At 29.6% G+C, this 17,809-nt stretch carries 32 protein-coding genes and 1 tRNA gene; 2 read left to right on the plus strand and 31 right to left on the minus strand.

Features of this window, described 5'->3' with window-relative positions:
- Window positions 1-144: 144 nt before the first annotated feature.
- The 3 genes from XW81_RS02260 to XW81_RS02270 form a co-directional block, all read right to left on the minus strand.
- A tRNA-Glu gene (locus tag XW81_RS02260) sits at window positions 145-217 on the minus strand.
- A gap of 169 nt (window positions 218-386) precedes the next feature.
- Window positions 387-1,214, minus strand: coding sequence for a shikimate dehydrogenase (aroE, locus tag XW81_RS02265; protein WP_228860879.1), 828 nt, complete (start codon window positions 1,212-1,214; stop codon window positions 387-389).
- Entirely contained in the window at window positions 1,204-1,770 is a 567-nt protein-coding gene (locus XW81_RS02270) for a Sua5/YciO/YrdC/YwlC family protein (RefSeq protein ID WP_075474323.1), read from the minus strand. The genes aroE and XW81_RS02270 overlap by 11 nt, the downstream gene beginning before the upstream one ends.
- 222 nt (window positions 1,771-1,992) lie before the next feature.
- Here XW81_RS02270 and def point away from each other — a divergent pair, with 222 nt between their 5' ends.
- Together def and fmt are read left to right on the plus strand one after the other, a co-directional pair.
- Window positions 1,993-2,472, plus strand: a complete 480-nt coding sequence (def, locus tag XW81_RS02275) for a peptide deformylase (RefSeq protein ID WP_075474324.1) — start codon at window positions 1,993-1,995, stop codon at window positions 2,470-2,472.
- 31 nt (window positions 2,473-2,503) lie between these two features.
- Window positions 2,504-3,460: a methionyl-tRNA formyltransferase gene (gene fmt, locus XW81_RS02280; protein ID WP_075474325.1), complete on the plus strand. Its 957-nt coding sequence runs from the start codon at window positions 2,504-2,506 to the stop codon at window positions 3,458-3,460.
- A 308-nt stretch (window positions 3,461-3,768) separates the two neighbouring features.
- Here the strand turns inward: fmt and rplQ are convergent, their stop codons facing one another.
- The 28 genes from rplQ to rpsJ form a co-directional block, all read right to left on the minus strand.
- A complete protein-coding gene (gene rplQ, locus XW81_RS02285) occupies window positions 3,769-4,164 on the minus strand; it encodes a 50S ribosomal protein L17 (protein ID WP_075474326.1) in 396 nt (131 codons plus the stop codon).
- A gap of 43 nt (window positions 4,165-4,207) precedes the next feature.
- Entirely contained in the window at window positions 4,208-5,197 is a 990-nt protein-coding gene (locus XW81_RS02290; protein ID WP_075474327.1) for a DNA-directed RNA polymerase subunit alpha, read from the minus strand.
- 25 nt (window positions 5,198-5,222) lie between these two features.
- Window positions 5,223-5,843: a 30S ribosomal protein S4 gene (gene rpsD / locus XW81_RS02295; protein WP_075474328.1), complete on the minus strand. Its 621-nt coding sequence runs from the start codon at window positions 5,841-5,843 to the stop codon at window positions 5,223-5,225.
- Between the two features lie 25 nt (window positions 5,844-5,868).
- Complete coding sequence (gene rpsK, locus XW81_RS02300) at window positions 5,869-6,261, minus strand: 30S ribosomal protein S11 (protein WP_075474329.1); 393 nt, start codon at window positions 6,259-6,261, stop codon at window positions 5,869-5,871.
- Window positions 6,262-6,270: 9 nt separating this feature from the next.
- Entirely contained in the window at window positions 6,271-6,627 is a 357-nt protein-coding gene (rpsM, locus tag XW81_RS02305) for a 30S ribosomal protein S13 (protein WP_075474330.1), read from the minus strand.
- A 123-nt stretch (window positions 6,628-6,750) separates the two neighbouring features.
- The gene (rpmJ, locus tag XW81_RS02310) at window positions 6,751-6,867 is read right to left on the minus strand and encodes a 50S ribosomal protein L36 (protein ID WP_075474331.1); all 117 of its coding nucleotides are present in this window, start codon (window positions 6,865-6,867) and stop codon (window positions 6,751-6,753) included.
- Window positions 6,868-6,907: 40 nt separating this feature from the next.
- Window positions 6,908-8,233 (minus strand): preprotein translocase subunit SecY, encoded by a 1,326-nt coding sequence (gene secY, locus XW81_RS02315; RefSeq protein WP_416377902.1) that lies wholly within the window; start codon window positions 8,231-8,233, stop codon window positions 6,908-6,910.
- A 9-nt stretch (window positions 8,234-8,242) separates the two neighbouring features.
- Window positions 8,243-8,689, minus strand: a complete 447-nt coding sequence (gene rplO / locus XW81_RS02320; protein WP_075474332.1) for a 50S ribosomal protein L15 — start codon at window positions 8,687-8,689, stop codon at window positions 8,243-8,245.
- Between the two features lie 29 nt (window positions 8,690-8,718).
- On the minus strand, window positions 8,719-8,895 hold the full coding sequence (gene rpmD, locus XW81_RS02325) for a 50S ribosomal protein L30 (RefSeq protein WP_075474333.1): 177 nt from the start codon (window positions 8,893-8,895) through the stop codon (window positions 8,719-8,721).
- A gap of 1 nt (window position 8,896) precedes the next feature.
- Entirely contained in the window at window positions 8,897-9,406 is a 510-nt protein-coding gene (gene rpsE / locus XW81_RS02330) for a 30S ribosomal protein S5 (RefSeq protein ID WP_075474334.1), read from the minus strand.
- A 14-nt stretch (window positions 9,407-9,420) separates the two neighbouring features.
- Window positions 9,421-9,774 (minus strand): 50S ribosomal protein L18, encoded by a 354-nt coding sequence (gene rplR, locus XW81_RS02335; RefSeq protein ID WP_075474439.1) that lies wholly within the window; start codon window positions 9,772-9,774, stop codon window positions 9,421-9,423.
- A 13-nt stretch (window positions 9,775-9,787) separates the two neighbouring features.
- On the minus strand, window positions 9,788-10,324 hold the full coding sequence (gene rplF / locus XW81_RS02340; RefSeq protein ID WP_075474335.1) for a 50S ribosomal protein L6: 537 nt from the start codon (window positions 10,322-10,324) through the stop codon (window positions 9,788-9,790).
- 13 nt (window positions 10,325-10,337) lie between these two features.
- Window positions 10,338-10,733, minus strand: coding sequence for a 30S ribosomal protein S8 (gene rpsH / locus XW81_RS02345; protein ID WP_075474336.1), 396 nt, complete (start codon window positions 10,731-10,733; stop codon window positions 10,338-10,340).
- A 30-nt stretch (window positions 10,734-10,763) separates the two neighbouring features.
- Window positions 10,764-11,069, minus strand: coding sequence for a 30S ribosomal protein S14 (gene rpsN / locus XW81_RS02350; protein ID WP_075474337.1), 306 nt, complete (start codon window positions 11,067-11,069; stop codon window positions 10,764-10,766).
- 14 nt (window positions 11,070-11,083) lie between these two features.
- The gene (gene rplE / locus XW81_RS02355) at window positions 11,084-11,623 is read right to left on the minus strand and encodes a 50S ribosomal protein L5 (RefSeq protein WP_075474338.1); all 540 of its coding nucleotides are present in this window, start codon (window positions 11,621-11,623) and stop codon (window positions 11,084-11,086) included.
- A 14-nt stretch (window positions 11,624-11,637) separates the two neighbouring features.
- On the minus strand, window positions 11,638-11,952 hold the full coding sequence (rplX, locus tag XW81_RS02360; RefSeq protein ID WP_075474339.1) for a 50S ribosomal protein L24: 315 nt from the start codon (window positions 11,950-11,952) through the stop codon (window positions 11,638-11,640).
- 15 nt (window positions 11,953-11,967) lie between these two features.
- Window positions 11,968-12,336, minus strand: a complete 369-nt coding sequence (gene rplN / locus XW81_RS02365; RefSeq protein ID WP_075474340.1) for a 50S ribosomal protein L14 — start codon at window positions 12,334-12,336, stop codon at window positions 11,968-11,970.
- A gap of 144 nt (window positions 12,337-12,480) precedes the next feature.
- Window positions 12,481-12,738: a 30S ribosomal protein S17 gene (rpsQ, locus tag XW81_RS02370; RefSeq protein ID WP_075474341.1), complete on the minus strand. Its 258-nt coding sequence runs from the start codon at window positions 12,736-12,738 to the stop codon at window positions 12,481-12,483.
- A gap of 4 nt (window positions 12,739-12,742) precedes the next feature.
- Complete coding sequence (gene rpmC, locus XW81_RS02375; RefSeq protein WP_075474342.1) at window positions 12,743-12,925, minus strand: 50S ribosomal protein L29; 183 nt, start codon at window positions 12,923-12,925, stop codon at window positions 12,743-12,745.
- Window positions 12,922-13,332 carry a 50S ribosomal protein L16 gene (gene rplP, locus XW81_RS02380; protein ID WP_075474343.1) on the minus strand — a complete coding sequence of 137 codons (411 nt, stop codon included), beginning with the start codon at window positions 13,330-13,332 and terminating at the stop codon, window positions 12,922-12,924. Before rplP ends, rpmC begins: the two co-directional genes overlap by 4 nt.
- 12 nt (window positions 13,333-13,344) lie before the next feature.
- Entirely contained in the window at window positions 13,345-14,046 is a 702-nt protein-coding gene (rpsC, locus tag XW81_RS02385; RefSeq protein WP_075474344.1) for a 30S ribosomal protein S3, read from the minus strand.
- 18 nt (window positions 14,047-14,064) lie between these two features.
- The gene (gene rplV, locus XW81_RS02390) at window positions 14,065-14,400 is read right to left on the minus strand and encodes a 50S ribosomal protein L22 (RefSeq protein WP_075474345.1); all 336 of its coding nucleotides are present in this window, start codon (window positions 14,398-14,400) and stop codon (window positions 14,065-14,067) included.
- A 14-nt stretch (window positions 14,401-14,414) separates the two neighbouring features.
- On the minus strand, window positions 14,415-14,693 hold the full coding sequence (gene rpsS, locus XW81_RS02395) for a 30S ribosomal protein S19 (RefSeq protein ID WP_075474346.1): 279 nt from the start codon (window positions 14,691-14,693) through the stop codon (window positions 14,415-14,417).
- A 16-nt stretch (window positions 14,694-14,709) separates the two neighbouring features.
- Window positions 14,710-15,531 carry a 50S ribosomal protein L2 gene (rplB, locus tag XW81_RS02400; RefSeq protein ID WP_075474347.1) on the minus strand — a complete coding sequence of 274 codons (822 nt, stop codon included), beginning with the start codon at window positions 15,529-15,531 and terminating at the stop codon, window positions 14,710-14,712.
- A 24-nt stretch (window positions 15,532-15,555) separates the two neighbouring features.
- Window positions 15,556-15,858 (minus strand): 50S ribosomal protein L23, encoded by a 303-nt coding sequence (rplW, locus tag XW81_RS02405; protein WP_075474348.1) that lies wholly within the window; start codon window positions 15,856-15,858, stop codon window positions 15,556-15,558.
- Window positions 15,855-16,460, minus strand: coding sequence for a 50S ribosomal protein L4 (rplD, locus tag XW81_RS02410; RefSeq protein ID WP_075474349.1), 606 nt, complete (start codon window positions 16,458-16,460; stop codon window positions 15,855-15,857). Before rplD ends, rplW begins: the two co-directional genes overlap by 4 nt.
- Window positions 16,444-17,106 (minus strand): 50S ribosomal protein L3, encoded by a 663-nt coding sequence (rplC, locus tag XW81_RS02415; RefSeq protein ID WP_075474350.1) that lies wholly within the window; start codon window positions 17,104-17,106, stop codon window positions 16,444-16,446. The genes rplD and rplC overlap by 17 nt, the downstream gene beginning before the upstream one ends.
- A 40-nt stretch (window positions 17,107-17,146) precedes the next feature.
- Window positions 17,147-17,461: a 30S ribosomal protein S10 gene (gene rpsJ / locus XW81_RS02420; RefSeq protein ID WP_075474351.1), complete on the minus strand. Its 315-nt coding sequence runs from the start codon at window positions 17,459-17,461 to the stop codon at window positions 17,147-17,149.
- Between the last annotated feature and the right edge of the window lie 348 nt (window positions 17,462-17,809).

Genomic DNA, 17,809 nt, shown 5'->3' on the forward strand with positions numbered 1-17,809 from the left:
AATAAAATATTTTTTGCTTCCGAATTTTTAAAGAACTCAATTACAAATTTAATATACTTATATTCGTAAGTGTTTAACAAATAAAACAAAGAATAACACATTAATATAATATAGTATACAAATAAATTGTAATATTTTAAAACTTGTCCCCTAGGGGATTTGAACCCCTGTTACCGCCGTGAAAGGGCGATGTCCTAGTCCTCTAGACGAAGGGGACAAAATTGGCAATACAATTCAATAGAAATTTTAAATAAAAATTTATTTTTTATAATACTTCGAATTATATATAATATCTATGTTACATAACACAATAAAAGAGTCAAGAGTTTTTTAAAAATTTTTAACTTTACAACAATCATTTTAAAAATAAAAATTTAAACAAAAAACTATCGAAATCTTAAAATAACTGGTTCAATTTTAGGAAAAATACCATGCCAAAATAAAAAAGAATAAGCAGCCTGACTGACTAACATACCAATACCGTCAGATAAAAATAACGCACCTTGTTTTTTACACCACGAAAGAAAAGTAGTATAATTATTTTTTTCAGAATAATTAATATCGTAACAATAAACATTTTTTTTTATTAAAGATGCAATAGTATTCCAAAAATTGTTGGATTTTATATTAGCAATAGTGTTAATTACTACATTAAATTTTATATTTTTATAATCTATATCTAAAATATGAAAAATAGAACCAAATTTTTTGAAATAACTAACTAATTTTTTAGCTCTATCAATAGTTCTATTAAAAACAAAAATATTGCAACCATAAGATAATAGTGAAAAAATTATTCCACGAGCAGCACCTCCAGAACCTATTACCAAAACATTGTCACAAGATTTTATAAATTTTAAACGCCTTAAATCATACAAAATTCCTCTTCCATCTGTATTATCTCCTATAATTTTCCCATTTTTTAATTTTTTTAAAGTATTGACCGACCTTGAAAATTGAGCATGTTTAGTTAATGTATCCGAAATCAAAAATGCTTCTTCCTTAAATGGAATAGTGACGTTAGCCCCAATTCCTATACTCGAAAAAAAGTTAATGACACATGTATGAAACTTATTTATAGGTACAAATGTATAATCATAGTTATGAACAATATTAGTTTGGATAGAAAACAATTGATGAATATAAGGAGATTTAGTGTGATTAATAGGATTTCCAAAAACTGAAAATTCGTTCAAATGTTTTTTAAGAGTCACGTATTAATTCTCCACTAATAAGATTTATAATCTTAGAAGGATTCTGACTATTCCCTAATTTTCCATGAAATATTGGAATATTTTTTCCAAAATTTTTTATAACTTCCGCATGAGTTTTGCATGGTTTAGAACCAGAGTAATTAGCACTTGTAGATACTATAGCTGTTCCAAATTCATTACATAGTTTTTTTATAAAAAAATGAGAACTAATTCTAATTGCTAAAAATTTTGATTTTCCAGTTAACCAAAATGGTACACAAGATTTTGCAGGTACTAAAAAAGTAATAGGAACTAAATAAGTTTTCAGTAATATACTTTTATTTTGAAAAGATAAATCTCGTTCAGAAATATACGATTTAACTTGATTGTAATGAGATGCTACTAATATCAATCCTTTACTCTGAATTCTTTTCTTCAAATTTAACAATTTCATTATTGCGTTTTTATTATGAGGATTGCAACCAAGTCCAAATACTGACTCTGTTGGATAAGCAATAATATCGTTATTTCTTAATACATTAACACATTTAAATAATGATGCACTATTTATCTCCATTTTGCGTTCCAAAATTCAAAACTATTTTTTACATGATATAATTAAAATAAAATTTAAAAAACTCGTATAAATTATTCTAAAATTTCATTTTAATTATATTATATTTTCTATCCATTTCCAAAAATATGAATAAACAAAGATTCTATCTTTAACTATTAATCAAAAAAAAAATGTTTATAATAAAATATCGTCCTCAATTTAAATATAAATTTCAAAAGTTATATGTCTATACTGAAAATACTAAAGTATCCAGATGACCGTCTTCGAATCGTTGCTAAACCTATTGAAAAGGTAACTAAATCAGTGCAAAAAATCGTTAACAATATGTTTGAAACTATGCATTCTGAAGATGGAATCGGATTAGCTGCTACTCAAGTTAACGTTCATTTACAAATTATAGTAATTAATAATATTCCAGAACTAAAAAACCCAATGACATTAATAAATCCTAAAATTGTAAAAACTAGCGGGAAAATAAGTATACAAGAAGGATGTTTGTCTATTTCAAATTACAAAGCATTAATACCTAGATCATCTGATATTGTTGTAACTGCTCTAAATTACTTTGGAGAAAAAATTAAAATACAAGCCAGTTCTCTTTTAGCAATTTGCATACAACACGAAATCGATCACTTAATTGGAAAATTGCTAATAGATTACAAAAAAGATCTAAACAGTAATATTTTACCAAAAGTATTCTAAAAACTTTTAAAACTACTATTCTAAAACAAGAATGAAACATTCAAAACTACTAAAAATTATTTTTGCAGGAACACCTGATTTTTCTGCTAAGCATTTAATACAAATAATTCGTGCCAAATACAAAATTGTTGGAGTTCTTACGAAAACAGACAAACCTTCTGGAAGAGGAAAATTAATACTAGAATCTCCTGTAAAAAAAATTGCTAAAAAACATAAAATACCTATTTTTCAACCAGAAATTGAAAACATAACACAATTACATACCCAATTATATGAACTTCATGCCGATTTAATGATAGTAGTTTCATATGGATTAATCCTTCCAGAAAACATACTAAACATGTTTCCATTAGGGTGTATTAATGTACATGCATCTTTATTACCTAGATGGAGAGGAGCAACTCCAATACAATCCGCAATTCTATACGGAGATTCAATAACAGGTATAAGTATTATAAAGATGGAAAAAGGTGTTGATACTGGAAAAATATTATGTTCCTCATCTTGCAAAATTAAAAATACTGATACTAGTGCAAGTTTACAAGATAAACTTAGTATTATAAGTTATAAAACAACACTGCTAGCACTAAAAATGCTATCATTAAGTTATGATCATTATGTTTCACAAAGCAAACTAATAACTTATTCTAGTAAAATAAAAAAACAGGATGCACAACTAAATTGGTCAAAAGATGCAATTATTCTAGAAAGATGCATACGAGCTTTTAATCCATGGCCAATAAGCTTTTTTAAAATAGATAACAAACTAATTAGAGTTTGGAAAGCTAATGTTATTATGCAATATCATAACAACATATACAAAGAAGGAGAAATAATATTAATTAATAAAAATGGGTTACAGATACAAACTAAAAGAAATGTACTTAATATCATAAAGTTACAACTTCCCGGAAAAACAATAATGCATGCACACAATTTAAAAAATTTTAAAAAAAAATTTTTAATTCCAAGAGTGCAATTAGTTTAATCATTATTTAACATAAAGCTAAATTTTAAAAAATGAATTAACTCTTTAAAAAACAGATATACCGCATATATAAGATTACCCAATATTTTAGAACTTCTCATAAAAATAAAAAAATTAATATAACTATTTTCGAATAATAAAACTTTTAATTAACACTCGTCTTCCAAAAAATACATGTAATATTAACAGATATAAAGAATTTCATATGCAAAAAAAACAGAACGGCATGTAATGCCGTTTGTTATTCAAAAGACAAAATTTTAATTCCAATATAAACAAATATATTATATAAAACATATTTTATTTAATTATTTTATTTTTTTAGACATATCTCGATTTTTGTCTTTTAATCTATCTATCAATTGAATATATGCCATAGGTGCTTTATCACCGCATCGATAGCCACATTTCAATATTCGAGTATAACCACCTAATCTATTTAAAAAATGTGGACCTAAATCGTTAAACAACTTAAATACTATATTATTATTTCTAATTTTAGAAAAAATTAAACGCCTATTAGCAATAGAACTTATTTTAGATCGCGTTATTAAAGGTTCTACTATACGGCGCAATTCTTTTGCTTTAATTACTGTTGTCTTTATAACTTCATAATTTAACAATGCACATGCCATATTATTTAACATAGCTTTAACATGAGAACGATTTCTATTAAACTTTCTACCAATTTTTCTATGTCTCATTAGCACTTAACCTTTCTATATACAATCCGATATATGACTTTTATTAATCGTCTAAAATACTTATAGGAGGCCAATTGTCTAAACGCATACCTAAAGACAAACTCCGTGCTGCTAAAACATCCTTAATCTCAGTTAAAGATTTTTTCCCTAAATTAGGTGTTTTAAGCAATTCTACTTCAGTTTTTTGAACTAAATCTCCAATATAATGTATTGATTCTGTTTTTAAACAATTTGCAGACCGTACTGTTAATTCTAAATCATCTACTGACCGCAATAAAACTGGATCAAATTCAGGTTTTTTTTCTTGAATTTCTGGTTCACGCACATCTTTTAAATCTACAAACGCTTCTAACTGATTTGATAAAATTGTAGCGGCACGACGAATAGCTTCTTCAGGATCGATAGTACCATTCGTTTCCATTTCTATAATTAACTTATCTAAATCAGTTCTCTGTGCAACCCTAGCAGCTTCTACATTATATACAATTCTTTCAATTGGACTATAGCATGCATCTACTAACAATTTTCCTATAGAATGTTCTCTATCTATTATTCCCATCCTAGAAGCAGCAGTTACATAACCTCTCCCTTTTTCTATTTTAATTCTCATTATTATAGAAACATTGTCATAAGTTAAGTGACAAATTATATGATTAGGATTAATAATTTCAACATCGCTATTATGTTCAATATCTGATGCTGTTACTGCCCCTATACCTGATTTTTTTAAAGTTAAAACAATTTGATTTTTTCCGTATAATTTTACTGCTAATCCTTTTAAATTTAGCAAAATTTCGATAATATCTTCTTTTATTCCCTCTTTAGTACTATACTCATGAAGTACTCCTTCAATTTCCACTTCTGTTACTGCACAACCTGGCATAGAAGATAACAAAATTCTACGCAAAGCATTACCTAAAGTATGTCCAAAACCACGCTCTAATGGCTCAATAGTAATTTCAGTATGCGTAACACTAATATGCTTAACGTCTACTAACCTCGGTTTCAAAAACCCATTTATAAAATTTTGCATGCCATCTCCTTTACAAAACAGCATCTCATTTAGAGTAAAACTCGATAATTAAATGTTCATTGATTTCCGAAGACAAGTCAGAACGATCAGGAACCTTCTTAAATATACCTTCCATTTTAGACGTATTAATCTCTATCCAAGAGGGCTTTTCACGCTGTTCTGACAATTCTAAAGCTGCCTTGATACGAGTTTGTTTGTGTGATTTTTTACAAATGCTAATAATGTCTCTAAGAGAAACTTGATAAGATGGAATATTTACTATATTATTATTCACTAAAATAGATTTATGACTTACCAACTGACGTGCTTCATATCTTGTAGCGCCAAACCCCATTCTATACACTACGTTATCTAAACGACATTCTAAAAGAATTAATAAATTTTCCCCTGTGTTACCTTTTAATCTTACAGCACGTTTATAATAGTTATGAAATTGTGATTCTAAAATTCCATACAAACGACGAACTTTTTGCTTTTCTCGCAATTGCATACCATAATCTGAAACACGTGATTTTTTAGAACCATGTTGACCTGGAAATTGTTCCAATTTACATTTAGATTCTATTGCTCGAATCCCAGATTTTAAAAATAAATCTGTTCCTTCTCGACGGGATAATTTTAATTTCGGTCCTAAATACTTTGCCACTTTCTATCTCCTAATCTAAGAAAAATTATACCCGACGTCTTTTAGGTGGACGACAACCATTATGTGGAATAGGAGTAACATCAGTAATATTGGTAATTCGAAAACCAGCAGCATTCAAAGCTCTAATAGTTGATTCTCTTCCTGGTCCAGGACCTTTTACCATTACTTCTAAATTTTTAATGCCATACTCCTTTACCAATTCTGAACAACGTTCAGCAGCTACTTGTGCTGCAAACGGAGTAGATTTTCTCGATCCTCGAAATCCAGAACCTCCTGCAGTAGCCCATCCTAAAACATTTCCTTGTCTATCACTGATAGCTACAATAGTATTGTTAAAAGAAGCATGAATATGAGCTACACCATCTAATATCTGTTTTTTAATACGTTTTTTAACACGAATTGAATCTTTTTTAACCATATAATAGTCCTACTTTTTTACCAACTTTCGACGCCCTTTCCTAGTTCGAGCATTAGTTTTTGTTCTTTGCCCCCGAACTGGAAGGTTTTTTCGATGACGCAAACCACGATAACAACCGAGATCTATCAACCGTTTTATATTTAAATTTACTTCTCTTCTAAGATCACCTTCAACTACAAATTTCGATACTTCGATTCTTAATAGTTCTATTTCATCTTCATTTAAACTCTTTATCTTAACGTTCTCTGAAATTTTAGTTAAAGCACAAATGAGCTTAGATCTTTTTTTCCCTATTCCATAAATGCTTGTTAATGCAACAATCACATGTTTGTTATCTGGAATATTAATTCCTGCAATACGCGCCACTATGAAACCCCTATAATTGTATCGTATTTCGAATACTACACTAATCTAAATGTATTATAAATTTCTAATAACAAATTTAATTGTTAAAATATATTCATAAATTATATTAATTTTTTATAATATTTATCCTTGACGCTGCTTATGTTTGGGATCAATACTACAAATTACACGAATAACACTGTTCCTACGAATAATTTTACAATTTCTGCAAAGTTTTTTCACTGAAGTTCGAACTTTCATAATTATTACCTATAATACATAAATACTAAAACTAATCATATTAAAGATTTAAATTAGCCTTTTTTAATACAGATTCATATTGAGCAGACATGATATACGTTTGTATTTGAGAAATAAAATCCATAATAACAACAACTACAATCAATAATGAAGTTCCCCCAAAATAAAATGGGACTCCAATAAATACACGCATAACTTCTGGTATTAAACAAACGAACATCATGTAAATAGATCCTATTAAAGTTAATCTTAGCATGATTTTATCAATATATTTAGCTGTTTGTATTCCAGGCCTAATTCCAGAAACAAAAGCACCTGATTTCTTTAAATTATCTGCAGTTTCACGAGGATTAAAAGCTAACCCAGTATAAAAAAAACAAAAGAAAACAATAGTAATCGTGTAAAAAAAAATATATAACGGTTGACTAGGCTGCAAATAAAAAGCAACCTGTGTTAACCATTTCCAATGGTGTCCTCCACCAAACCATGAAACAATAGAAATTGGAAATAATATTATACTAGATGCAAAAATTGCTGGAATAACACCTGCCATATTTATTTTTAAAGGAAGATGTGTACTATGCTCTGAATAAGCACGACGAGTATGATAACCTTTTGCATAATTTACGTTAATTTTTCTATAGCTTCTTTCAATAAACACAACAAAAAACGTAACCAAAAAAATTATTACTATAGTTAATAAAAGCAAAAAAAAACTCAAACTACCCTGTCGAACTTTTTCGAATGTATGTCCAATAGCATCAGGTAAACTAGCTACAATTCCTGAAAATATTATTATTGAAATTCCATTTCCCACACCTTTTTCTGTAATTAGTTCGCCTAACCACATTAAAAACATAGTACCTGTTACCAAGCTAACAATAGAAATACAATAAAAATAAATATTAGGATTAAAAACTAAACTATTCGATCCTGATATGTTTGGTAAACTTATAGAAATTCCAAAAGATTGAAATATAGCAAGTATTAAAGTAGCGTAGCGTATATATGTATTAATTTTTTTACGTCCTGATTCTCCTTCTTTCTTCATTTCAATGAATTTTGGATATATTAATGTAAGTATTTGAATAATGATTGAGGCCGATATAAATGGCATAATTCCTAATGCAAAAATTGATGCACGACTCAACGCTCCTCCAGAAAATATGTTAAACATCTCTACAAGAGTTCCCTGTTGACTCTGTAATAAATTTGATAAAACTACAGTATCGATTCCAGGAATAGGAATGAATGATCCTATTCTAAAAATTATCAATGCAAAAATAACAAAAAAAATCCTATTTTTTAATTCAAGAAATTTAGAGATACTATTTTGAGTATTTACACCTAATTTTTTTTTTATCATAATATCGTTCTAATCACTCCAAATTTTTCCACCAAAATTTTTAACTGCATTATATGCACCTTTAGTAAGAGACAAACCTCGAATATTTAACGGAGCAGTTACTATTCCAGATAATATTATTTTAACATCTTTAACATTTTTGACATTTTTACTTAAAAAGTTACACTTTTTCAAAAACTTCAAATCAATAATTTCATTTGAAAATTTTAACAGATCTGATAATCGAATCTCGATTTTTTTTTTATTACCAAGAGGAACAAAGCCATTTTTAGGAATTCGCCTATAAAGAGGAGTTTGTCCTCCTTCAAATCTTATACTAACTTTTCCACCAGAGCGAGATTTTTGACCTTTATGTCCTCGTCCTGAAGTTTTTCCAAAACCTGATCCAATTCCGCGACCTTTTCTTTTGCACAACTTTCGTGATCCAATTTCTGGAGAAATATTATTTAAATACATGTATTTATTCTTCTATAGTGTAATATTATTTAAAATACCTTTAACATGTAAGACAATTTTTTTATCATTCCTTGAATAGAAGGTGTATTTTCCCGCTTTACTGTGTGACCTATATAACGTAATCCTAATCCAGTTAAAGTTGCTTTATGTTTAGGTAACCTTCCTATTGAACTTTTTATTTGAGTAATACTAATATATTCAATCATTTTACTTTACCATAATATCTTGAATAGACTTGTTACGTTTAGCCGCTATCATTTCTGGAGATTTCATATTCTCTAATCCAACTATAGTTGCTCGAACTACATTTATAGGATTAGTCGATCCATAAGCTTTAGCTAATACATTATGTACTCCTGCTACTTCTAAAACTGACCTCATTGCACCACCAGCGATAATTCCGGTACCTTCTGAAGCAGGTTTCATAAATATACTAGAACCAGTATATGACTCAAAAATTGGATGTTGTAATGTATTTTTATACAAAACAATATTAATCATGTTTCGACGCGCCTTTTCCATTGCTTTTTGAATGGCAGCAGGAACTTCTCTAGCTTTTCCATATCCAAATCCAACTCTTCCATTACCATTTCCTACAACAGTTAAAGCAGTAAAAGAAAAAATTCGTCCGCCTTTTACTGTCTTTGAAACGCGATTTACAGAAATTAATTTTTCTTTTAAATCTGTACTACTTTTCTTATCCAAATAAATTGACATTACATTATTTTCCCTTAAAAGTTTAAGCCTACTTTTCTTGCTGCATCAGCTAACGCTTGAATTCGACCATGATATTGAAAACCAGAGCGATCAAAAGAAACACTTTGAACTCCTATTTTTAGAGCTCTTTTGGCAATTTCTGTCCCAACCAAAGTAGCCGCTTCTTTATTTCCTGTATACTTAACTAAACGTGATAATTTCTTTTCAAGAGTAGAAGCTACCACCAATACTGAAAAACCATCAGAAGAAATAATTTGTGCATATATATGTCTAGAAGTGCGATGTACAACTAATCTAGTAGACTTAAACGATTTTAATTTACATCGTAATTTTACTGCTCTGCGCATACGAGCACTTTTTTTATTAATTGCAATTATCATTTTATTTCTTTTTAGCCTCTTTTATGCGGACTATCTCATCGCTATAACGAATTCCTTTCCCTTTATAAGATTCTGGAATTTTATATGATCTTATATTAGCTGCTACTTGCCCAACTAACTGTTTATCGGCACCTTTAATAATAACTTCGACAGAAGATAAACACTCAACAATAATACCTTTTGGAATAAGATATTTAATTAAATGAGAATATCCTAAAGACATATGAACAAATTTCGAATCAATCGTTGAAATTTTAAAACCAACACCTAACAATTGCAACTTTTTAGAAAATCCTACTGTCAAACCAATAATCATAGAATTCACTAATGATCGCAAAGTTCCAGCTTGTGCCCATCCTTTAGAAGAGCAACTCTTACTTTTAAACGATAAACAGTTATTTTCATAAGTTACCAATACACAACTATTCACAGTACAACATAAAGCATTATTTTCTTTTTTAACTATAATTTTTTGCCCAATTAACGTAATGTGAACATTAACTGGAACAACAATTAACTTCTTAGCTATACGAGACATATTCTTCTCCAACTTAAGCTACATGACAAATAATTTCACCACCAAGACCAGCTTGACGCGCAGATTTATCAGTCATAACCCCTCTTGAAGTAGAAATTATAGCTATCCCTAAACCAGCCATAACTTGAGATAATTTGTGTTTTTTGTTATATACTCGTAAACTAGGAGAACTAACTCTAAATACATATTCAATTACAGGTTTACCATTAAAATATTTCAAAATTAGTTCTAAATCCGGTTTAAAAGCACAACTTTTCAAAATATAATCTTTTATGTATCCTTCTTGTTTTAAAACCTTACTAATCGCTACTTTTAGTTTCGAAGACGGCATAACTACTGACATTTTGTTAGCTGATTGACTATTTCTAATCCTAGTTAACATGTCTGATATAGGGTCTTGAATAGTCATATACATCACTCCAAAGATATGTTTTAAGTTTTACCAACTAGCTTTTTTCAAACCTGGTATTTCCCCTCTCATAGCCGCTTCTCTAACCTTTATACGACTTAATCCGAATTTTCTTAAAAAAGCATGCGGTCGTCCAGTTTGAAAACATCGATTACGTTGACGAATAGGACTAGAATCACGTGGAAATTGCTGTAATTTCAATATAGCTTCCCAACGGTCTTTTTCTGAAGAAGTACGATCTGATATAATAGTTTTAAGTCGATTTCTTTTCAAAAAAAATTTATTAGCTAATTTAACACGTCTTACTTCTCGTGCTTTCATACATTGTTTGGCCATTTTACGGTTTTACCTTATTTTCTAAAAGGAAATTTAAAAGCAGATAATAATTCACGACCTTCACGATCAGACTTTGCAGTAGTAGTAATAGTAATATTAATGCCTCGAATACGATCAATTTTATCGTAATCAATTTCAGGAAAAATAATTTGTTCACGAATTCCAATACTATAATTTCCTCTTCCATCAAAAGATTTCAAAGATAACCCACGAAAATCACGAATCCTAGGTATTGCTACCATAATTAAACGTTCTAAAAAGTCCCATTTACGCTTACCTCTTAAAGTAACTTTGCAACCAATTGGATATCCTTTTCGAATCTTAAAACTAGAAATTGATTTTCGAGCTTTAGTTACTAATGGTTTTTGACCTGAAATTTTAGTTAAATCAGAAATAGCATTGTTAAGATGTTTTTTATCTACTGAAGCTAACCCTACACCAATATTCAAAGTAATCTTTTTAATATTAGGAACTTGCATAACAGAAGAATAGTTAAATTTATCAACAAGCTTTTTTAATATTTCAGTTTTGTAATAATCTTGAAAACATACCACAGAAATGCTCCACGTTACTTTAAAGTAACATTGTTAGATTTGAAAAATCTGACTTTTTTATTATTTTCTATTCTAAACCCAATACGATCTAATCTCTTTGTTTGGGGATTTAAAATAGCTACGTTAGAAACATGAATGCTAGCTTCTTTATTTATTATTCCTCCCACTATATTTTGTGAAGGAACAGGCTTTTGATGTTTTTTAACTATATTTACACCTTCTATAATTACTCTTTTATTAGGAAATACTTTTTTAACAATTCCAATTGTACCTTTTTCTTTTCCTGTTATTATTATAACTTGATCATTCTTTTTTATTTTAGCTGCCATAATTTCAAATTCTCTTTATACAACTTCTAAAGCTAATGAAACAATTTTCATAAACTTTTCATTTCTAAGTTCACGAGTAACTGGACCAAAAATCCTTGTTCCTATAGGTTGATCATTATTATTTAATATAACGCAAGAATTAGTATCAAATCGAATAATAGAACCATCAATTCTTCTTATTCCTTTTTTAGTTCTTACTACAACTGCTTTGTAAACTTCTCCTTTTTTTACTTTTCCTCTAGGTATAGCTTCTTTAATAGCAACCTTAATAGTATCTCCTATCCCTGCATACCTCCGACGCGAACCACCTAAAACTTTAATACACATAGCAGAACGAGCACCAGAATTGTCAGCTATGTTTAATACGCTCTGTTCTTGAATCATATTACATCCAATAAAATTTGGGATGTCTAACCTATAGACATGAATTATTATGTAAAAAAATATATAAATGTAAAAAATATTTAAAAAAACAAACATGAATAGCGAATATTTAAATACTATTCATGTTAATGTCAATAATATCTACTATTGAACAACAGCCTTTTTAACAATACGAACTAAAGTCCAAGATTTTGTTTTAGATATTGGGCGACATTCACGAATTTCTACTACATCTCCTAATGAACACTCGTTTTTTTCATCATGAACATGAAATTTTGTTGTACGTCGGATAAACTTTTTATATAAGGGATGTTTAATTATTCGCTCTATAGAAATAACTAAAGATTTTTCCATTTTATTACTAATAACATAACCGGACAATGTTCGAATCTTATTACCCACCGTATTATTTTCCTTTGTTAGTTAAAAAATATTTAACTCGAGCAATATTACGACGAACCAATCGCAACAAATGAGATTTTTGTAATTTTTTAGAAGAAAATTGTAAACGAAGACCAAATTGTTCTCGTAACAAATCTATTAAATTTACTCGTAGCTCTTCGACAGTTTTTTTTTTTATAATCATCATATTATTCTCTTAGTTACAAACATAGTTTTTACAGGTAACTTTGATGCAGCTAACTTTAAAGCTTCCTTAGATAAATTTTCAGATACGCCATCAATTTCATACAAAATTTTACCAGGTTGAACTAAAGCAACCCAATACTCAACGTTACCCTTACCTTTACCCATTCTAACTTCTAACGGTTTTTGAGTAATAGGTTTATCTGGAAAAATTCGAATCCAAATCTTTCCTTGTCTCTTAATAGATCTAGAAATGGCACGCCTAGCTGCTTCGATCTGACTTGATTTCAATCTTCCTCGTCCAATCGCCTTCAATCCATAAGATCCAAAATTAATTTCTGTTCCAACAGCAAGACCACGATTCCGACCCTTATGCATTTTTCGAAATTTTGTCCGTTTAGGTTGCAACATTTAATTCTCTCCTTATTTTTTATATTTTCTCTGGCGCTTCTTTACTTTAGCAGTAGGTTTTTCTAACTTTGGAACAGATGAGATACCACCTAAAATTTCTCCTTTAAAAATCCATACTTTTACACCTATAACACCATATGTAGTGTAAGCTTCGGAAGAATTATAGTCAATATCAGCCCTCAAAGTATGTAAAGGCACTCTACCTTCGCGATACCATTCTCTTCTTGCTATTTCTACTCCTCCTAAACGTCCACTAACTTCTATCTTAATACCCTTTGCTCCCTGTCTCATAGCATTTTGAACAGAACGTCTCATAGCGCGTCTAAACATTACTCTACGTTCTAGTTGAGAAGTGATATTATCCGCAACTAATTTTGCATCTAGCTCTGGCTTTCGAACCTCTGAAATGTTAATCTGAGCGGGAACTCCAGCAATATTCGTAATAGCTAATCGTAACTTTTCTACATCTTCACCTTTTTTACCTATTACTATTCCAGGTCGGGCACTATATATCGTTATCCGAATGCTCTTTGAGGGCCTCTCAATAACAATTCTAGAAATCGCAGCTTTGAATAACTTCATCTTTAAAAATTCTCGAACCTTAAAATCACTATTTAAAATCTCTGAAAAATTTTTAGTGTTAGAAAACCATACAGAATTCCAATGCTTGATTATACCTAATCGTATTCCATTAGGATGTACTTTTTGACCCATTTATAGTCTCTCCAACTATTATAAACAATCAGAAACAACCACAGTAATATGACTAGTACGTTTTAAAATTCGATCCGAGCGACCTTTAGCACGAGGCATCATTCTTTTCATAGTTGGACCTTCATCAACAAAAATCTTTGTAATTATTAAGTTACGAACATCCATATTATTGTTATGCTCAGCATTAGCAATAGCAGATTGCAATACTTTTTTAACTAGTATTGATGATTTTTTTTTGTTAAAAGTTAAAATATTCAAAGCATATAAGGCTTTTTGACCTCTTATTAAATCAGCTACCAATCTCACTTTTTGAGCAGATGATTTAGCTTTTCGATGTTTAGAAAATACTTCCATATTAAATATTTCTCCTAACGTTTTTTAATTTTTTTATCAGAAACATGACCTCGATACATACGAGTGATAGAAAATTCTCCTAATTTATGTCCAACCATATCTTCAGTAATAAATATTGGAATATGTTGACGACCATTATGTACAGATATTGTCAAACCAATCATATTTGGGAAAATAGTGGAACGACGCGACCAAGTTCGTATAGGCTTTTTGTCACGATCTTTAACAGCTTTTTCTACTTTTTTAAATAATGATACATCAATAAACGGACCTTTTTTAAGAGAACGCGACACACCTTTCCTCCTTAAATTATTTTTTACGACTTTTTACGATGAATTTATCTGTTCTTTTGTTTCTTCTAGTTTTCTTACCCTTTGTTTGTAATCCCCATGGACTCACAGGATGTTTCCCAAAATTTCTCCCTTCACCACCTCCATGAGGATGATCAACTGGATTCATAGCAGTTCCTCTAACAGTCGGACGAATTCCCCTCCAACGAGAAGCACCAGCTTTTCCCAAAACTCGCAACATATGTTCTTCATTTCCAACTTCACCAATAGTTGCTCTACATTTTGACTCTATACGTCTAATTTCTCCAGAACGTAACCTTATAGTAACATATGACTCTTCTTTTGAAACTAGTTGAACACTAGTACCTGCTGATCTTGCTATTTGAGCCCCTTTTCCAGGTTTCATCTCAATATTGTGAAGCATTGTTCCAACTGGAATACTTTTCATAGGCAACGCATTTCCAATTTTTATATCCGATGATAATCCTGATAAAATTTTCGAACCAATTTTTAAACCTTTTGGCGCTAGAATATATCTTCGTTCTCCATCTTTATACAAAATTAAAGCAATGTTTGCAGATCTATTTGGATCATACTCTAATCTTTCAACAATAGCAGAAACATTATCTTTGTTCCTTTTAAAATCAATAATTCTATATGCTCTTTTATGACCCCCTCCTATGTGACGTGTTGTAATGCATCCATAATTATTACGACCACTACTTTTCTTTTTTTTTCGTTTTAAAAGAGAATATGGTTTACCCTTATATAAATCAGAATTGACTAACTTTATAGCGTGACGACGACCAGGAGATGTGGGTTTACATTTAACAATTGTCATATATTACTTTTTTCCTTGTTATTCTTATTCTTCGTGTCCAATAAAATTTAAATTTTGTCCTTTTTTTAAAGTAATGTAAGCTTTTTTCCAACTACTTGAATAACCTATTCGGCCATTTTTACGTAATTTTCTACTTTTAATGATTAACGTATTAATATTACTAACTTGAACTTTAAACAAATTTTGTACAACCTTTTTTACATCACTTTTAGTAACGTACATAGGAACTTTAATTACTACAGTATTAAACTTTTCTGAAGAAATAGAAGATTTTTCAGAAATATGAGGAGAAAGAAATATTTTCAATAATCTTTTTTCGTCATTCATAACAATAGTTTTTCCACTTTTTTGAGTGCTTCGAAAGTAATGATAACATTTTCAAATGTAATTAAACTAACAGGAGTAATAACATTAGTTGTTTTAATATGTACTTTATGTAAATTTCTAGAAGCTAAAATTAAATTATTATCTTTAATTAAAGTTATAATTAAAACATCATATACTTGTACTGATTTTAGCTTACTCAGCAAACATTGAGTTTTAGGTTCATCTATAGAAAAATTTTCAAATACAAACAAACGATTTTTTCGAATTAATTCAGAAAAAATACTTCTCAATGCTCCCTTATACATCTTCTTATTAACTTTTTGAGAAAAATTTTTAGGCTTAGCTGCAAAAGTTACGCCACCGGACCTCCAGATAGGACTCCTTAAAGAACCTGCTCTCGCGCGTCCTGTTCCTTTTTGACGCCATGGTTTTTTCCCAGATCCAGACACTTCCGCACGACTTTTTTGAGCCTTAGTTCCTTGACGTAGACTAGACAAATAAGAAATAATAACTTGATGTATTAACGCCTTGTTAAAATTACAATTAAAAGCGGTCTCAGATACATTAATAAAAATTTCTTTATCTCTAAGCGCTAATTTCACTATTTTTCACTCCTTTAACCTTAATTGCTGGTTTAATAATGAGATCACTTCCTTTCGGGCCAGGAACCGAACCTTTTAAAAGTAGCAAATTTCTTTTGAGATCAATCCTAATTACATTTAAATTTTGAACTGTAACTCTACTATTTCCTAAATGACCTGCCATTTTTTTCCCTTTGAAAACTCTACCAGGTGTCTGATTTTGACCAATAGAACCAGGTGCTCGATGAGACAACGAATTTCCATGACTAGAATCCTGAGTTCGAAAATTCCATCGTTTAACTGTTCCACAAAATCCTTTTCCTTTAGATTTTCCAACTACATCTACCTTTTTAACGTTTAAAAATAAATTTAAGTTTATAGATTTCCCCAATTGAAAATCCGATATATTTTTTTCAACTCTAAATTCCCATAGTCCACGGCCGATTTTAACTCCAGAACGTAAAAAATGGCCAATCTCAGATTTAACTAATTTGTTATTTTTCTTCGTTCCAGTAGTAACTTGGATAGCGTTGTAATTGTCAACATCTACAGTTTTTACTTGAACAATATGATTTTCTTGAACTTCAATGATAGTAACTGAAATTGATGTACCTTCTTTAGTAAAGATACGAGTCATTCCTATTTTTTTTCCAACTAGACCAATCATGTGCACTTCTAATCCCTCTAAGCATTTACATATATAGTAATTAACCTAAGCTAATTTGTACATCTACTCCGGCAGCGAGATCTAGTCGCATTAAAGCATCAACAGTTTTTTCAGTAGGTTCAACTATATCGATAAGACGCTTATGCGTACGAATTTCATATTGATCTCGAGCATCTTTATTAACATGAGGAGATATAAGTACAGTAAACCGTTCTTTATGTGTGGGAAGAGGAATAGGTCCACGAACTTGTGCTCCAGTTCTCTTGGCTGTTTCAACAATTTCTGAAGTTGATTGATCAATTAATCGATGATCAAAAGCTTTAAGACGAATTCGTATTCTTTGGTTTTGCTGCATAAAACCGAAACTCCCATAATATAACAAGTATAAAACATTATCCTTTTCAAACATAATCAGGGTATGTTAGTATGAAATTTTCAATTTACAAAAATTAATGTAATTAAAAATTTTTTTAAAATTTTACAATAATATTACAAAATAAAAAAAACAAATATTCTTATTTTTTAAAAATTTAAATCAATAGTCATTTTACACAATAATATTAATTAACAAAAAATTAGAACATATCTGAAGCATATATTTAATATTGCAACCTATTCTTTTATATAAAAAAATTAAACTACACAAAATATTATAAAGCATGAATTAATAAAATTCATTATTTTTTTCAAGATTTATATCTTA

The organism is Buchnera aphidicola (Schlechtendalia chinensis) (genome assembly GCF_001648115.1).
Taxonomy (GTDB): domain Bacteria; phylum Pseudomonadota; class Gammaproteobacteria; order Enterobacterales; family Enterobacteriaceae; genus Buchnera_B; species Buchnera_B aphidicola_N.

What these genes read in the sequence shown, in the direction of transcription:
- XW81_RS02270 (WP_075474323.1), bottom strand. Translation starts at nt 1,770, where the DNA reads ATGGAGATAAATAGTGCATCATTATTTAAATGTGTTAATGTATTAAGA.
- def (WP_075474324.1), top strand. Translation starts at nt 1,993, where the DNA reads ATGTCTATACTGAAAATACTAAAGTATCCAGATGACCGTCTTCGAATC.
- fmt (WP_075474325.1), top strand. Translation starts at nt 2,504, where the DNA reads ATGAAACATTCAAAACTACTAAAAATTATTTTTGCAGGAACACCTGAT.
- rplQ (WP_075474326.1), bottom strand. Translation starts at nt 4,164, where the DNA reads ATGAGACATAGAAAAATTGGTAGAAAGTTTAATAGAAATCGTTCTCAT.
- XW81_RS02290 (WP_075474327.1), bottom strand. Translation starts at nt 5,197, where the DNA reads ATGCAAAATTTTATAAATGGGTTTTTGAAACCGAGGTTAGTAGACGTT.
- rpsK (WP_075474329.1), bottom strand. Translation starts at nt 6,261, where the DNA reads ATGGTTAAAAAAGATTCAATTCGTGTTAAAAAACGTATTAAAAAACAG.
- rpmJ (WP_075474331.1), bottom strand. Translation starts at nt 6,867, where the DNA reads ATGAAAGTTCGAACTTCAGTGAAAAAACTTTGCAGAAATTGTAAAATT.
- secY (WP_416377902.1), bottom strand. Translation starts at nt 8,233, where the DNA reads ATGATAAAAAAAAAATTAGGTGTAAATACTCAAAATAGTATCTCTAAA.
- rplO (WP_075474332.1), bottom strand. Translation starts at nt 8,689, where the DNA reads ATGTATTTAAATAATATTTCTCCAGAAATTGGATCACGAAAGTTGTGC.
- rpmD (WP_075474333.1), bottom strand. Translation starts at nt 8,895, where the DNA reads ATGATTGAATATATTAGTATTACTCAAATAAAAAGTTCAATAGGAAGG.
- rpsE (WP_075474334.1), bottom strand. Translation starts at nt 9,406, where the DNA reads ATGTCAATTTATTTGGATAAGAAAAGTAGTACAGATTTAAAAGAAAAA.
- rplF (WP_075474335.1), bottom strand. Translation starts at nt 10,324, where the DNA reads ATGTCTCGTATAGCTAAGAAGTTAATTGTTGTTCCAGTTAATGTTCAC.
- rpsH (WP_075474336.1), bottom strand. Translation starts at nt 10,733, where the DNA reads ATGACTATTCAAGACCCTATATCAGACATGTTAACTAGGATTAGAAAT.
- rpsN (WP_075474337.1), bottom strand. Translation starts at nt 11,069, where the DNA reads ATGGCCAAACAATGTATGAAAGCACGAGAAGTAAGACGTGTTAAATTA.
- rplX (WP_075474339.1), bottom strand. Translation starts at nt 11,952, where the DNA reads ATGGCAGCTAAAATAAAAAAGAATGATCAAGTTATAATAATAACAGGA.
- rplN (WP_075474340.1), bottom strand. Translation starts at nt 12,336, where the DNA reads ATGATTCAAGAACAGAGCGTATTAAACATAGCTGACAATTCTGGTGCT.
- rpmC (WP_075474342.1), bottom strand. Translation starts at nt 12,925, where the DNA reads ATGATGATTATAAAAAAAAAAACTGTCGAAGAGCTACGAGTAAATTTA.
- rplP (WP_075474343.1), bottom strand. Translation starts at nt 13,332, where the DNA reads ATGTTGCAACCTAAACGGACAAAATTTCGAAAAATGCATAAGGGTCGG.
- rpsC (WP_075474344.1), bottom strand. Translation starts at nt 14,046, where the DNA reads ATGGGTCAAAAAGTACATCCTAATGGAATACGATTAGGTATAATCAAG.
- rplV (WP_075474345.1), bottom strand. Translation starts at nt 14,400, where the DNA reads ATGGAAGTATTTTCTAAACATCGAAAAGCTAAATCATCTGCTCAAAAA.
- rplB (WP_075474347.1), bottom strand. Translation starts at nt 15,531, where the DNA reads ATGACAATTGTTAAATGTAAACCCACATCTCCTGGTCGTCGTCACGCT.
- rplW (WP_075474348.1), bottom strand. Translation starts at nt 15,858, where the DNA reads ATGAATGACGAAAAAAGATTATTGAAAATATTTCTTTCTCCTCATATT.
- rplC (WP_075474350.1), bottom strand. Translation starts at nt 17,106, where the DNA reads ATGATTGGTCTAGTTGGAAAAAAAATAGGAATGACTCGTATCTTTACT.
- rpsJ (WP_075474351.1), bottom strand. Translation starts at nt 17,461, where the DNA reads ATGCAGCAAAACCAAAGAATACGAATTCGTCTTAAAGCTTTTGATCAT.